Source organism: Paenibacillus sp. p3-SID867, from assembly GCF_025142895.1.
Lineage (GTDB): Bacteria > Bacillota > Bacilli > Paenibacillales > Paenibacillaceae > Paenibacillus_AQ.
Map to the genome: position 1 here is coordinate 371,803 of NZ_JAMBDM010000007.1, position 14,805 is coordinate 386,607.

Sequence of the window (14,805 nt, forward strand, 5' to 3'; positions counted from 1 at the left end):
GATTTTAGCATATCCCCACAGTTATGATAACCTGATCACCTACAAGCATATTATGTCTGTGATTCAGGCAAATGCAGCAGATCCGGTACGGTGACAAAAGAATATCCTTGATTCTTCAAATCAGGTATTAACAGTGTAAGTGCCTCAATGGTGTTGGCCAGATGATTCTTACCATTTGCGGTATGCTGAAGAATGATGCCTCCTGGCTTCAACTGCTCGTGGATGATTCCCATGATCTCCTGAGCAGGCACACCTGACCAATCCATCGTATCTACAGACCAGTTCACAATAGCTAGACCCTTATTTTGTATAGCTTCCACTTTGTCCTCATCCAAAGCGCCATAAGGCGGCCTGAACAAGGATGGCCGATAACCAATGATGTCGTTCAGTTCCTCCTGTGTATCCATGACCTGCTTCATCGCTTCCTCCATAGACAGCTCCTTGAAGTTGGGATGTGACCAGGAATGATTTCCTATGACATGACCTTCCTCTTTAATCCGCCGCACAGTCTCAGGATGGGCCTCAGCCCGGTTTCCCAGAATAAAAAAGGTAGCTTTAATATCGTTCTCTTTCAGGATATCAAGAATTTTGGGCGTAACAATGGCATCCGGTCCATCATCGAATGTAAGTGCGACCTGTTTGCCGTCTTTCGCTGAACCATTAAAATACACCTTCTTCTCCATGGGCCGAATTCCGCTTTCAGAGGTATCGGGCGATCTTTCTTCATCTAAATCACTCGTTCCTTGGTGTTCAAGCGAGAGCTCCTGCGATCCCAAAAAATATTCTCTGAGTCCATCGACAATAGCCTGCGCAGCAAGGTCTTGTCCTTCATCGCTCAGCAGGAAACGCTCATCCTCCGCATTGGTAAGATATCCAACTTCAACAAGCACTGCGGGCATCCTGGGTGTACCTAGCACTTTTAGTTGTTCTTCCTTTATGCCGCGATCACGGAGTCCAATTCCCTCCGCCAAATGCGTCTGAACGGCTTGGGCCAATGGAATGCTGTCCTGGTTTCTGTATAAGGTTTCTGTTCCTGATACCATAGGATCCGTATAGGTGTTGCCATGGATGGAGATGAAGGCATCCGCATTCCCATCATTCGCGATCGCTCCCCGCTCCTCCAATTCTATGAATTGGTCATCCGTTCGTGTCAAGAGAGGCTCAAACATAGGATCCTCCTCAAGGAGGTCAGCAACCCGTCCGGCAAGGGACAGATTGAACGCCTTCTCATATGCGCCGCTGACTCCTGTAGCTCCAGGATCCTTTCCCCCGTGGCCTGGATCGATGACGATCCGAAATGTTTCTTGATGATTGGGCACGGCAGGAAGCGTCTTATAGTTATCTGCAACTCTAGCAGATGATGCCGGCATCAACTCTACCGTTGATGAACCGACGTGCCATGCCAATTTGAAGCCGACGATAAGCAGGATTGCAATAAATAGAATATAGAAGACTCTGGTAAATTTCTTTCTTTTCTTGTAATAGTTCATGGCTCCTCCTTCTGGATGATCGTGCTAGATACGAATCCATAAGAAGAATATAATCGCCGGATGTGACAACGATTTTACCAAGATGTCAACAACTTGTGTCCGATACTGTACTATGGATACAAACAAAAGTATTTTCATAGATTCATGAGGATGCAAAACCACCGCGCAGAAAAAAAAGCCGCATGTGTGCGGCTTTCTCGAATTCATACACTTTTAAATTTATAAACCCGACGTGTCTCCTCCCTGATTCACCAATGACAGATCGACGTAAATCGTACAGGCAGACGGCTTGTGTCTGCGTTACACGTTCAACGAATAGGACGAGCGAGCAATCTCCGTGGCTTGAACCATGTTACGAAGGGATGCGACCGTTTCTTCCTTACCGCGTGTTTTGAGGCCGCAGTCCGGATTGATCCAGAACAGCTTCGGATCCAGGACCCGCAGTGCACGCTCGATCATGCTTGTCATCTCTTCCACTCGAGGTACCCGCGGACTGTGGATATCATACACGCCTAGTCCGATCCCTAATCTGTACGTATTGACCTCGAAGCTATGAATCAGTTCGCCATGACTGCGCGAAGTTTCAATCGAGATGACATCGGCATCCATCGCCTCGATCGAATCGATCATGTCATGGAACTCGCAATAACACATATGCGTATGAATTTGCGTGGTCGGCTGAACCGTGCATGTGGTCATGCGAAAGGCTTTAACAGCCCAAGCGAGATACTCCGCTTGATCTTCCTCCTTGAGCGGCAACCCTTCGCGCACCGCTGGCTCATCCACCTGAATCATTCCTATGCCCGCCTGCTCCAGCGCCTCTACTTCCTGTCTTAGGGCATATGCCAGTTGATAGGCAATTTGTTCCCGCGAGATATCTTCGCGAACGAACGACCAGTTCATAATCGTAATCGGGCCGGTTAGCATCCCTTTCACGGGCCGGTCCGTCTTCGATTGTGCATATTTCGTTTCCTCCACCGTCATCGGTTTCTCGAATGCCACATCCCCGAAGATCACAGGCGGTTTTACGCAGCGTGAGCCGTAGGACTGAACCCATCCAAACTGAGTGAAGGCAAAACCTCCAAGCTTCTCTCCGAAAAATTCAACCATATCCGTTCTTTCGAACTCCCCATGCACAAGCACATCAAGGCCAATCTCTTCCTGCAGCTTGATCCAAACATCGATTTGCTCTTGAATGAAGCGCTCATACTGCTCATGGCTCCACTCTCCCTTACGCCACGCCTGACGTGCCTTGCGCACCTCGGCTGATTGCGGGAAGCTGCCGATTGTCGTGGTCGGAAAAATCGGCAGCTTCCATTTGTTTTGTTGAGCGACATGACGCTCCGCAAACGGCAGACTGCGAACCGGATTCTGTGCACTAATCTCTGCAACTGCCTGCTGGATGTCATGGCGATTCCGCTCTCCGGATTGTTTCAGCGCCTGAAGCGCAGCATCGCATGCTTCCAGTTCCTTGGTAATTCGGGCTGCTCCTGTGGAGATTGCTTTTGTCAAAAGAACCAGTTCATTCAGCTTCTCGTCTGCAAAGGCGAGCGCCCCTTTCAATTCTGGCTGCAATTTCGTTTCGCTGCTCACCGTCACCGGAACATGCAGCAAGCTGCACGAAGATTGAACAATCAGGCGTTCAGGGGCTACGTATTTCGTCAGCTCTTCCAATTGTGACAGCTTCTCGCGAAGAGACGCCTTCCAAATGCCCCGTCCGTCGATTATGCCGGCACCCAACACCTTATTCGCAGGAAACCCTGACTGTTTAATGGCTTGCACATTTCCTTGGTATCCGTGCACCAGGTCAAGACCAATGCCGCTAACCGGAAGCTGTATAATATCCTGATAGTTTTCAACGGATTCAAAATAGGTTTGCAGCATGATGTTCAATCCCGGTGCCGAAACCGCAAACGTTTCATAAATGCTGGTTAACCGCTTAAGATCGGCATCGCTTAATTTTGTAACGAGTATCGGCTCATCGATCTGTACCCATTGAACGCCTTCTTGGGCAAGCTCCTGAAGAATCTGTACGTAGAGCGGTAACAATTTTTCCAGCCAAGCATCCGTCTCCGACGACTGATACCCTTTGGACAACTTCAGGAAGGTGAGCGGTCCGACAATAACCGGCTTGCCTTCTATTCCAAGTTTCTCCTTGGCCTCCCGATAGGCTGCAAGGGGTCTGTTTTCAGTCAGTACCGGTGCAGCCCCATCCAATTCAGGCACGATATAGTGATAATTGGTATTAAACCACTTGGTCATTTCACTTGCCGTAGCATCCTTCGTTCCGCGTGCAATACCATAATATACAGACAATGGCACAACGCCGCCCTCATAAGAGAAGCGTTTCGGTACGATGCCAAACATCGTCGCCGTATCCAGAACATGATCATAATAACTAAAATCATTAACCGCAATAAGATCAATCCCGCTCTCCTGCTGCTTCCGTAAATGATTCAACCGAATCTCCTGCAGCTGCCTGTGAAACTCCGATTCTTCCAGCTTGCCTGCCCAGAATGCTTCCAAGGCTTTCTTCCATTCCCGATCAGCGCCAATACGTGGATATCCCAGTACACTGCTTTTTGCCATCTATGTAACACTCCTATACAAATTGTTACAAGAAAGATATCATGTATTGATCGGTATAGTGTAACTCATATAAGCTATATCTAGTTATAGCCTATGGCTATAACTAGATTGGTATGCGTGTAACGCATGTTTCGCTTCAACGCAAAAAAACCGCAAAACGCGGTTTTTCATCAAGGTTTCTCTATGGTTTCCTAACTATTCTCTGATCCAAGCATCCAGCAAACGAAAAGTTTCTTTAGCCGAATGTATAATCTCATCCGGATCCTCCCCGGTATTGAGCAGTACTTCCCGGAATTCGGTCCATCTTGGCTTGGTCTCTTGACCATATGCATAGAAATAACGTAAACCCGACTCCGGACTCAGCGGCAAGAACTTCATCACTTGTTTCGTAATGACTTGGCCACCAAGTGTGGATCCCTCAATAACATACAGATATCCTAATATTCGTGCTTGGCTGCTCAGCTCTGGCAATTGGCTGCACAGTGGCAATTGTGCAATCTCATCGGGATTCATTCCCAGATGAATAAGATCTTCTTCCAATAGGTTCGATTTCGTTCGGATTTCCAGATCCAAACCAAGATGGTTCACGGCACCCTCTGCCTTCAGCTGCTCTTCGGCCGGTTTAATAAATCCGTAAAATTTCGCTAAATAAGACCGATATTGATCTATGGTCAAGGTCTGATCGAAGGCCGCTTTGGCGTATGGATTCTGTTCGATTCGTTCATGCTGGGCTGCCGTCTCTTCTCTTATCCGTTCTAAAATCCGCGTGCTCATGGATAACCCCCTCAATGTCTCAGGCTGTAATGCAAGGACAAGCACATCTGTAACAAACCGCTACAATTAAGTATCGGTCAGTCGATGAACCCTGCGATTAATATATCATAACGAGGATACGATGAATACATAGCAGGCTCAAAGGTGCCCGATATCATAAGATAGCAATTGTTATGCACGTTGAAACACCCTATAATAAAATTTACTTCGGACTGTAAAGGAGCTTATCTATGAAGACAATTGGACTAATCGGGGGAATGAGCTGGGAATCCTCCATTGAATACTACAGAATGATAAATGAGCAGGTGAGAAGCCAATTGGGTGGCCTCCACTCCGCCAAATGCCTTATGTACAGCGTGAACTTCGAAGAGATTGAACGCTATCAATCCGAGGGGAATTGGAAAAAAGCCGGTGAAACATTAGGTGAAGTTGCACTTTCACTAGAAAAGGGCGGCGCCGATTTTATTGTGATATGTTCCAACACGATGCACATGGTACTAGATTACATAGAAGAAAGATTAAGGATCCCTGTGCTGCACATTGCCGATGCTACGGCTAATCAAATCCATGAACATGGGATGCGTACAGTAGGCTTGCTTGGAACCAAATATACCATGGAGCAGAATTTTTATAAGCAACGATTAGAATCTAATGGTATTCAAGTGCTCATCCCCAATGAACAAGATCGAGAGATCGTAAATAAAGTGATATACGAGGAATTATGTCTCGGTAACATCCAATCGAATTCAAAAGCTCACTATAAAGAAGTTATTGAACGGCTGATTCAAGTTGGAGCCGAAGGAATTATTCTGGGATGTACGGAGATCGGATTATTAATAAAACCCGAGGATTCCAATGTTCCTCTGTTTGATACAACCTTCATACATGCCATTGAAGCCGTCAATAAATCATTGGAAAGCTGACTCTACGATTTTGCTTTCCCTTCCTGATGTTGGGAGAGGATCCAAGGTGATTCTCGGCATCCTCTCATTCAGCATGCTTCTTATATAAATCGGGTATCATCACAAGTTATCTATGCTGTTCAGCACCAGAATCAGCCCGGCAATACACAAAACCCATGACAGAATCGATCCGGAGCTCTGCGCAATTTTCAGGCGCAGCTTCTCCAGCGGACGCTGCATCATGCGGCCGAATACGAGGTGTAATCCAAGCAATAGGATTGGAGGCAGCACCATCACGATATTGTATGCAGCCAGGATGGGCATCCATTGAACCGTTTGTAAATGAGCCGTAGTCATCAGCCCGATAGCTGCAAAGTACGGAAGGGCTGTTGCTACCTCCAGCAGGGACGTCGTGAATCCAAGTCCGATCATGGCTCCGAAGCTTTTGGATCTTGGACGGCGCGGCTCAGATGTTTTTTTCGTGGGGATAAAGAAACTGAAGACAAACAGGACACCGCCGACAATGGTCATGATCCAGCTTACCGTTCGATTTTGAAAAATGCCGCTTACGGATTGCAGAACGGCATCCAAACCCAGCATAAGCGCAGCCCCTACCAGGAAGTAGAAGCCTGCCACTGTGAATAAATAAATGAATAAACGCGGGATTAGCCTGTCCCGTTCAGTCAAGAGCAAATACACCGTTACGCCAACCGTTGCTGGACTCAGCATGTCCAAGAGGGATAAGGCTCCAATGGAGAGCAGCAGTTCCAACGTCAAGATGTCTCCCCCACTTCTACTTGTTCTTTGTCCTTGCGTAATACATAAATTTCGAATGCCTGTTCCATGAAATGAAGAAGAGCATCCTCGATGGGATATAATCCCATCTTCTCGGACTGCGCCGGCGATTTACGGATCTCCCACAGCTTATCTATGAAGGGATCTTCATCTTCAAATACCTCAAGTCGTTTCTCATCCATCCGTCGTACAATTCGCTGCACATCCGGTGAATCGGGACCGTCCTGCATCCGCCTTTTGAGCTGCCCCAACAGAGCAATCCACTCGAGAGAGTCGGGGTCCGTGCTGTTCATATTAGGGAGTAAACTTAACAACTCCACTTCGCGGTTCTCAAACATCTGCTGCCTGAACGAATGCTTTAACGATGGGTCTCTTCCAGAGAGGTGAATCAATTTCTGAATAACGTCCCAGCTTGTCTCACCTTCCATCGCAATACTATGAAGCACGGCCCGCAGCGCCGATTCCATCTGGTTCAGCTTTTTTTGTTCGTTCATAACGAAGTCCAACTGATTCATCAGGCTGGTGGACCAGTTCCATTCCGGGTTGGAAATCATATCCGATATTTCTTGCAAACTGAAGCCCAGCCTTTTCAGAAACTGTATTTGCTGCAGCTTCTTTAATTCCTCATCACTGTATATACGATGTTTGCCCGGTGTTTTGGCCGCAGGAATCAGCAGGCCAATCTGGTCATAATAGCGCAGCGTTCTTACCGTAATCCCCGTCTGCTTGGATAAATCTTGAATGGGAATCAACTTCATCACCTGCTTTCCTAAAGTCTCGATAACTTCACTATACAGGATGACGCTACGTCACTTTCAAGCTTTTTAACGAGTGAGCGTTCAAAAAACAAACAACGCCTCTTGAAGACTCAGAGAGTCAACAACAGGCGTTATCTGATTTAATTTTTCTGCCAATTCCAAAATATAGTTACTGTGTCAGCCCTTTAGCCTGCAGATACGCTTTCTTGTATTCGGCTGCTTTATGGGCGATCAAGCTGTAATCCTGCCGCTTCAAAGCTTCGCTTGTCAGATCCGAGCCAATACCGACAGCTATAGCCCCCGCCTTGATCCATTCTCCAAGATTATCAAGCGAGACACCACCGGTCGGCATGATATTCGCCTGCGGCAGCGGGCCTTTGATCGCCTTGATCATCGACGGATCATACAGATTGCCAGGGAACAGCTTGACAATGTCCGCCCCCAGTTCAAGTGCTTCCTGGATTTCCTTGATCGTCATCACGCCAGGCATGACCGGAATCCGATAGCGGTTGCACAGCATCACGGTTTCCCTGCTCAGGCACGGCCCAACAACAAACTCGGCGCCGCTCAATATCGCAACACGCGCGGTTTCCGGATCAAGCACTGTACCTACCCCGATGATGGCATAGGAGGAAGGGTCTTCGGCGTTCCAGGAATATTTGCGCGACAACGTTTCAATGGCCCGGAGCGCAAACGGTACGGTCATCGTCACCTCGATCACTTTAATGCCGCCGGCAATCGCCTGTTCGGCCATCTCCACAACCTGCTCCGGCGTTTCGCCGCGCAGAACCGCGACCACGCCTTCTTCTGCTATTTTTTGAATCAGCTGCAATTTCTTCATCTTAACTCCTCTTTTCTATTCGATAACTATACAGAATACGATTCAAACGTACATTCCGCTCCGTTTATCGTTCTCGCTGAGCTGCCTGAAGCCATAACCTTCAGATGCAGCCGATCCTCGGTCATCCATCCTGTATACGCAACCTCAAATCCGCCGTCAGTCTTGAATTCCGGCCTGTGTCCGGACATTTGCCGTGCGAACGCCGCCAGTTGTCCGATCCCTCTATTCTCCGCTTCCCGAACGGTTACCGCTTCTACGGTGAGAGACATTCGAGGGCCATGGCAGACGGCCAGATGATATCCGGACTGCTCCTTAATATCATAAGCAGTCCCGGGGCTCAAATGTACGGCAAAATAAACCTCATCTACCTTGCCGTACAGAGCTTCCGCCTCATACAGCCATTCTCCTTCCGGTAAAACGCCGACAACTTCTTCGCCTCCAGCACCCGCTGGTTCCGGCAGTGGGTACAGTGCAAGCACCACATTTTTGTGGTACAGCACCTCCATCCGCTCACTCTGGTGGCGGGGATCGTTTCCTGAGGGATCATATCCCTCTCCCGGGTGAAAAAAATACAGCTGATTTGCCTTGCCGCCAGTGCGGACAGGCAGGCTGAACATCCAGCGCAGCTGCTCGTTGTCGAACTCACGAACCCGCTCCCACAATCCGCCCGCCGCAAAATGTTCCGTCACATAAGCGTAGGAGTGCAGCTGCCTCATCTCGCCATCAACCGATTTCGTCAGAGCCTTGCGCACTTCGGTCGGTTCGCTTCGATCCAGGGCAAGACGACGATTCGCTTCCGGCGCTTTGTGGAACAGAAAACCGGCATACTCTGTGCGCGGCATCTCCTCCGGCAGGCTAAAATCACCGAACTGGACATAATCGTGAAGCACATTGGCATCCCTCGGTGCATCATGCGGCCATCCTCTGGAGTGGGCTCCTACCCACGCACCTTTCAAATAATAGGACGTGCGCAGGCTCCACAGCCCATCCAACAGTTGATGAAGTTCCCGCTTTAATTCCGGTTCCTCCATTAGTTCCAACGCGCAGGTGAACGCCTGTGTCCAATGCCAGAACCACGGCAAGCACCCGTATTCTGCCATGCCTTCCCGCTGGAGCAAGCTCAGGGTATCCCGAAGACTTTGTTTTCCGTCCTCCAGAAGTTCCTTATCATTGAACCGATGGCCGAATATTAGCTTGGCTGCCGTATATTTAGCCTCATGATGATTGCACACGGTGAGCGGCTTGCGAAAAAATCCTCCGTGGTAGATGTGTTCCAGTCCAGCCTCAAACTCAGCCGCCAAGCCCTCGCTCATCTCACTTTCAAACTTGCGATGGAAAAAAACCATCAAACTCCCCATTAATTCAACCGGCAGCGCATGTGGACTCGCCTCTTCCGGCTTCGGTCCCAGGTTCAGCGGCCAGTGTCCGTACATCGGAGTCTTCGCGTCCTTGTTCTGCAATCGCAGCACACGACCCAGAACCTCCTCTGCCAGCCGTTTACCCTCCTGCCGGTTAAACTGCGGATCAATCTCAAGGTCTAGCGAAGCCGCAAACAGATAAGAGGCATAGTAGAAGTTATCACGCACATCCCCATGAAACCACAATCCGCTGGGTAATAGAGGCTGCCTCCATGCTTGTTCCGCAACATTCCGAACAATCCGGTTCATTCTCTCTTTATAATCGTTCATTGGTTCTCCTTTCCCAATCCGATGGTAAAGCCGCTTCCCAACATAATGAAGATAAAAAAACGAACTTAAAGAAACCAAATTCGAACCCATATAAACATTAAAAACCTAAATGAACAAAAAGGGAAGCTATTTTTCAGAACTCATGCCATCATTTAGCTTGTTTGCAGGAAAAGCCCGACCAGAAGGATTTTCTGGCCGGGCATGTTGTACTCAATGAACTGTATTCCCTGTCGTGATGGACTATTTGTCTTCTTCCCCATCCTGTACAAAATTGAGCACAGCTTCGTCCACTGCCGCGGTTTGTCCAAGGTCCGGTTGATCTGACAGCTCGACTTCGCAAGATTCGGGACCGCCATGCAGTTCAAATAGAACCAGCTCGTTCTCCCCTTTACGCAATAAAGGGCCGGGAATATACAAGGCCTTCTGCGGCCCCGCGTTCCAGTACCGGCCGAGATTAAAGCCATTGATCCAGGCGACACCTTTGGTCAAGCCATCAAAGCGAAGAAACGTGTCTCCGATATCCTCCACCCGAAAGCTGCCGCGGTAAAATCGGGGCAGGCCCGCGTGTTCCGACTCCGGAATGGACAGCTCTATTTGCTCCGCCCGCCCTTCATCCGTAACCGGTGTATAAGAGAGAGAAGACAGCATTTCTGGCTCCAGCGGCAGGGTTCGGATCGTCCAGTCGTACAGGAATTGGTTATCGATTCTGACGCCTTCCGTGATTCCCTTGGAATCGCGGATTAGTGGGCCGTAATTGATCCGGCCCATGTTCTCGACAAGAATATCCAGCCTTGCTCCGCCTGCGGGTACGGTAATATCGAGAGGCTCTGATTTCCATCGTTCGATAACGCCAAGCGGCCGACCGTCCAGAAATACCTGCGCGCGATCACGAACCTCCTGAATATGCAGCTGCTGTCCTTGCCGCGGTCCCTGAATAAATGTGCTGTACAGTATAAAGCCATAGGACTGTCCGAATTTTTCCATCGGCTTGGTGCATACGCTTTTTATCGGTTCTGAGAGATGCTTTAGATTGGCATCCGCAAACAGATCGGCCATTTCAGACAACGCGACCTTTCCGTAAGCTACCTTTGGAATGGGATCCGGAAAGGCACACCCCGGCTTAAAACCATGCTTGTCGAGCACCACCCGCACCGCCTCATATTTCTCCGTCTGATCCCCCCATTCCGTCAAAGGGGCATCATAATCGTAGCTTGTCGTTGTTGGCTCATATGCCTGGATGTGATTCGCTCCACTGTAAAAGCCGAAGTTGGTTCCGCCATGAAACATATACATATTAATCGAGGAACCCTTCTCCAGCATTTCATCCAGTACGCCGGCGACATCGGCCGCATCCCGCACATGATGGTCCTCCATCCAGTGATCAAACCAGCCGTTCCAAAACTCCATCACCATCAGCGGCTCTTCCGTACGATATTCCCGGTATTTGCGGAAGGATTCTTCTACCCGGGATCCGAAATTCACCGTGGCGTGCACATCGCCAAGCGTCCCGCCCAGCAGCATTTCGTCGGTTGGCCCATCCGAAGTAAAGAGAAGCACATCAATGCCGCGCCGAACCAGTCCTGCGCGCAAATACTCCAGATATGCGTGGTCGTTGCCGTAACTGCCGTATTCATTCTCGACCTGAACCGCCAGAATCGGCCCTCCGTGTGTGGACAGCAGCGGAACCAGTCTCGGGATCAACTCGTCGTAATAATGATCCACCTTGTTTAAATAGAGCGGGTCACTGCAACGAAGCCGGATTTCTTCATAACCTAGCAGCCAGCCCGGCAAACCTCCAAATTCCCATTCCGCACAGATGAACGGGCTCGGTCTGACAATGACATGCAGGCCCAGTTTCCCGGCTATTTCGATAAACGATACAATATCGGCCAAACCGCTAAAGTTAAATTCCCCTTCTTTGGGTTCATGTACATTCCATGCGATGTATGTTTCAACGGTATTAAAGCCGCAGGCCTTTAATTTTAATAGCCTGTCCTCCCAATATTCAGGAACGACACGGAAATAGTGTATCGCTCCCGATATGATCCGGTACGGCTGCCCGTCCAGCAAGTACTGCCCGTTCTTCCATGTGAGCATTCCCATTACAGATCCCCTCCACACTTATATAAAATCCAGCGTTTATTCCCCGCAGCGATAAACCGCCATACTTTTGATTACCGGACTTGCTGCCGATTCCAATACCCGCAAACGCACCTTGTCGGTCGTTACCGGAGAGAACGCATCGATTTTCTTGTGACCGATCGCACTGCCGCGTGTCAGCTCGAGCCACGCTCCATCAATGATGGCTTCCAGCACATATTGACTCACCCGTTCCCCGAAAGCAATGTCCTCCATAACAACGACATGATCGATCACGCATGTTCGGGGAAGGGTCAATTGGGTGACCTCTCCCGACCCCGAGATTTCGGCCAGGGCACGACCAAACCGACGCTCGATCTCTCCGCCAAATGCCAGAAGCTGCTTTACATCTGCTTCCGGAAGCAGCCCGCGCTGGTCTGGAGCGACGTTGAGCAGCAAGGTCGCCCCATGTCCGACCGACCGATAGTAGATTTCCATTAACTGATCAACGGACAACAGCAAGTGTTCTTCATCCGGATGCCAGAACCAGCGGTCTTTGCGGATGGGGACATCGCATTCCGCGGGCACCCAGCCCGGCGTCTCCGGCAGCCACTTCAGCGATTCTTCGCTGAACATGCTGCCCCGCGAAGAATCGGCCGTGTTCCAGCAAGGATACGGAGCCACGCCATCCTCATTGCCGACCCAGCGGATCGTTGGCGCGCCCATATTAAACACCATGGCACCGGGCTGATACCTTTTAACGAGATCCATGATACGGGGCCAGTCATATTCGCGGCCTTCCGACCCTGCGCCGTCAAACCAAATTTCCACAAGCGGACCATAGCCAGATAAGAGCTCCTCCAATTGTCTGCAGTAAAAGTCATCATACTTTTGCGGGTCGGCATAACACGGCTCGTGCCTGTCCCAGGGGGATACATAAATACCGAAGCCGATGCCCTCTTCCCGGCAAGCATCCGCGCACTCTTGTACGACATCGCCCTGACCCTCCTTCCACGGACTCGAGGCTACGGAATAGTCCGTTGTCGCCGTCGGCCACAGGCAAAAGCCGTCATGGTGCTTGGCCGTCAATATGAAATAACGGAATCCGGCTTCCTTCGCAGACCGGACCCACTGTTTAGCATCCAGTTGGTCTGGATTAAACAAAGACGGAGCATCCTTGCCTTCCCCCCATTCCTGGTCGCAGAACGTATTGATTCCGAAATGGCAGAACATCCCGAGCTCCATGTCCTGCCAGGCTAGCTGCTCCAGCGAAGGAACAACAAGCTGGTCCTTAAGCTTTTTTGATATGGACATAACTTCCCCTCCAACTCTCACCAGTCGTAAAAAAAGGGCTTTGGGGAAGCCCGTTAAATGGCCCCCCCGAAACCCGTTTCTTACCAGGATTCTCATACCTCGTGCATGGCCCCGTTACTTGACAACGCCCTTTTCGTTAATCACTTTTGTAGCCTCATCGACCATCCATTGTTGAACCTCATCAATCGGTTCGTTGCTGAGCATGAATTTCGCAAAGCCGTCATTAATGATCTTGGTCAATTCCGAAGTATCCGTCATCATGACTTTGGCTGCATCAAGATACTGGATTTCATCGCTAAACAGCGTATATTTCAACGACTCCATATCGTACTTATCCTCTTTACCGGCAACCAGCTTTGTCAACAATTCTTCGTTATTCGCTTTCTTGTAGCCAGAGAACTCAAGTCTGTTGTCCGAATCGGCTGTTGTCATGAATCTCATAAGCTTGAAGGAGGCTTCCTTGTTGGTGGAATTGGCACCCAGCGCCAGCATATTGCCGCTGGTGAAGTATTTTCCTTCATACTCTTTAGGTTCCGATCCTGCAGGAGGCACAGGTACAGGAGCGAAAGCTGTTTTGAAATCATGCGGATATTGCTCGGTATTGCCTGGATCCGCTACCGTAAAGTTGCCTGTAAGTATCATAGCAGCTTCTTCATTATAAAATTCAGTACGGTAGTTCAGCTTCGCGGCAAGCACGTCACTGTAAGGTTTGGCCGACTTGTCCGTCTCCTCCATATCTTTGCGGAGCTGGAAGAAGTATTTGTAGGTTGGATCAGCCAGAATGGTCGTTCCGTCCTCATATACGAACGGATCTTTCATCATGGTTTGCGCCGGAGCGTTCATATATAGCTCCCATGTATGGAAGTAAGAACCGTAACGCTTGTCAACGCCTTCGCCCTTGGTCAGTTTTTTGGAATAGTCGCGGTAATCATCCCAAGTCCAGCCGAATTTCGGAACCTCAAGTCCCGCTTCATCCAGGGCATCCTTGTTGAGCATCACATAGTTTGTGCTCTTGGTGTACTGCATCCCATAATACTTGTCTTCTAGCTTGGCATTAACAAAGTATTCGTCTTCCGGAACGAGACCTTCCTGCTCATAGAACTCGTTCAGGGGAGCAAGGGCTCCACGTGAGGCCCGTTCGAGAACTCCGCCCAAGCTTGGGAATTGAATAACATCGATCGCTTCACCGGATGAGATCAGGAAATCCAACTTTTTCAACATTTCCACGGAATCGCCGGGAACCAGAACCACATGCTCGACCTTGATATTCGGATTCTGATCCATAAATTCCTGGAGCATGGCGTCCGTACCCGCCTGTTGAGCTTCGTTATCCCAGTTGTAGTACTTGACGGTAACCTGCTTGTCCGTCTGACCGCTCCCTCCGTTCGTGCTGGCACCGCTTTCTGACCCGGATTTCCCGCAGCCGCTTAATACCAGGGTGCTCGCCAGGATCGTGCTAAGAATGACGGATAATCTGTGTTTACTTTTTTTCTTCATCTTACTTCCCCCTGCACAGATAAATTAGTTGTGGTGCTGTTTTCATGTTCATTATAGGCACCCGCATGGCTGATCAAG

The 14,805-nt window shown here is 49.5% G+C and carries 11 protein-coding genes; 1 reads left to right on the plus strand and 10 read right to left on the minus strand.

Annotated features, from left to right (window positions below; translation table 11 throughout):
* Nucleotides 1-50 precede the first annotated feature (50 nt).
* The 3 genes from M4D81_RS16805 to M4D81_RS16815 all read right to left on the minus strand — a co-directional run bounded on the left by M4D81_RS16805 (nt 51) and on the right by M4D81_RS16815 (nt 4,853).
* Nucleotides 51-1,490, minus strand: coding sequence for an N-acetylmuramoyl-L-alanine amidase (locus tag M4D81_RS16805; RefSeq protein WP_260067392.1), 1,440 nt, complete (start codon nt 1,488-1,490; stop codon nt 51-53).
* Nucleotides 1,491-1,790: 300 nt separating this feature from the next.
* Nucleotides 1,791-4,079 carry a 5-methyltetrahydropteroyltriglutamate--homocysteine S-methyltransferase gene (gene metE, locus M4D81_RS16810; RefSeq protein WP_260067393.1) on the minus strand — a complete coding sequence of 763 codons (2,289 nt, stop codon included), beginning with the start codon at nt 4,077-4,079 and terminating at the stop codon, nt 1,791-1,793.
* A gap of 195 nt (nt 4,080-4,274) precedes the next feature.
* Nucleotides 4,275-4,853: a biliverdin-producing heme oxygenase gene (locus tag M4D81_RS16815; protein ID WP_260067394.1), complete on the minus strand. Its 579-nt coding sequence runs from the start codon at nt 4,851-4,853 to the stop codon at nt 4,275-4,277.
* 230 nt (nt 4,854-5,083) lie between these two features.
* On the opposite strand from M4D81_RS16815, the gene M4D81_RS16820 reads away from it, so the two are divergent.
* Nucleotides 5,084-5,776, plus strand: coding sequence for an aspartate/glutamate racemase family protein (locus tag M4D81_RS16820; RefSeq protein WP_071224107.1), 693 nt, complete (start codon nt 5,084-5,086; stop codon nt 5,774-5,776).
* Between the two features lie 99 nt (nt 5,777-5,875).
* Here the strand turns inward: M4D81_RS16820 and M4D81_RS16825 are convergent, their stop codons facing one another.
* The 7 genes from M4D81_RS16825 to M4D81_RS16855 all read right to left on the minus strand — a co-directional run bounded on the left by M4D81_RS16825 (nt 5,876) and on the right by M4D81_RS16855 (nt 14,727).
* On the minus strand, nt 5,876-6,532 hold the full coding sequence (locus tag M4D81_RS16825) for a GAP family protein (protein WP_083397785.1): 657 nt from the start codon (nt 6,530-6,532) through the stop codon (nt 5,876-5,878).
* A complete protein-coding gene (locus M4D81_RS16830; protein WP_397376703.1) occupies nt 6,529-7,302 on the minus strand; it encodes a MerR family transcriptional regulator in 774 nt (257 codons plus the stop codon). The genes M4D81_RS16825 and M4D81_RS16830 overlap by 4 nt, the downstream gene beginning before the upstream one ends.
* 175 nt (nt 7,303-7,477) lie before the next feature.
* Entirely contained in the window at nt 7,478-8,149 is a 672-nt protein-coding gene (locus M4D81_RS16835) for a bifunctional 2-keto-4-hydroxyglutarate aldolase/2-keto-3-deoxy-6-phosphogluconate aldolase (RefSeq protein ID WP_260067396.1), read from the minus strand.
* Nucleotides 8,150-8,175: 26 nt separating this feature from the next.
* Entirely contained in the window at nt 8,176-9,837 is a 1,662-nt protein-coding gene (locus M4D81_RS16840) for a hypothetical protein (RefSeq protein ID WP_260067397.1), read from the minus strand.
* 240 nt (nt 9,838-10,077) lie between these two features.
* The gene (locus tag M4D81_RS16845; RefSeq protein WP_260067398.1) at nt 10,078-11,940 is read right to left on the minus strand and encodes a glycoside hydrolase family 35 protein; all 1,863 of its coding nucleotides are present in this window, start codon (nt 11,938-11,940) and stop codon (nt 10,078-10,080) included.
* Between the two features lie 36 nt (nt 11,941-11,976).
* Nucleotides 11,977-13,230, minus strand: coding sequence for an alpha-L-fucosidase (locus M4D81_RS16850; RefSeq protein ID WP_260067399.1), 1,254 nt, complete (start codon nt 13,228-13,230; stop codon nt 11,977-11,979).
* Between the two features lie 114 nt (nt 13,231-13,344).
* Nucleotides 13,345-14,727, minus strand: a complete 1,383-nt coding sequence (locus M4D81_RS16855; protein WP_260067400.1) for an ABC transporter substrate-binding protein — start codon at nt 14,725-14,727, stop codon at nt 13,345-13,347.
* Between the last annotated feature and the right edge of the window lie 78 nt (nt 14,728-14,805).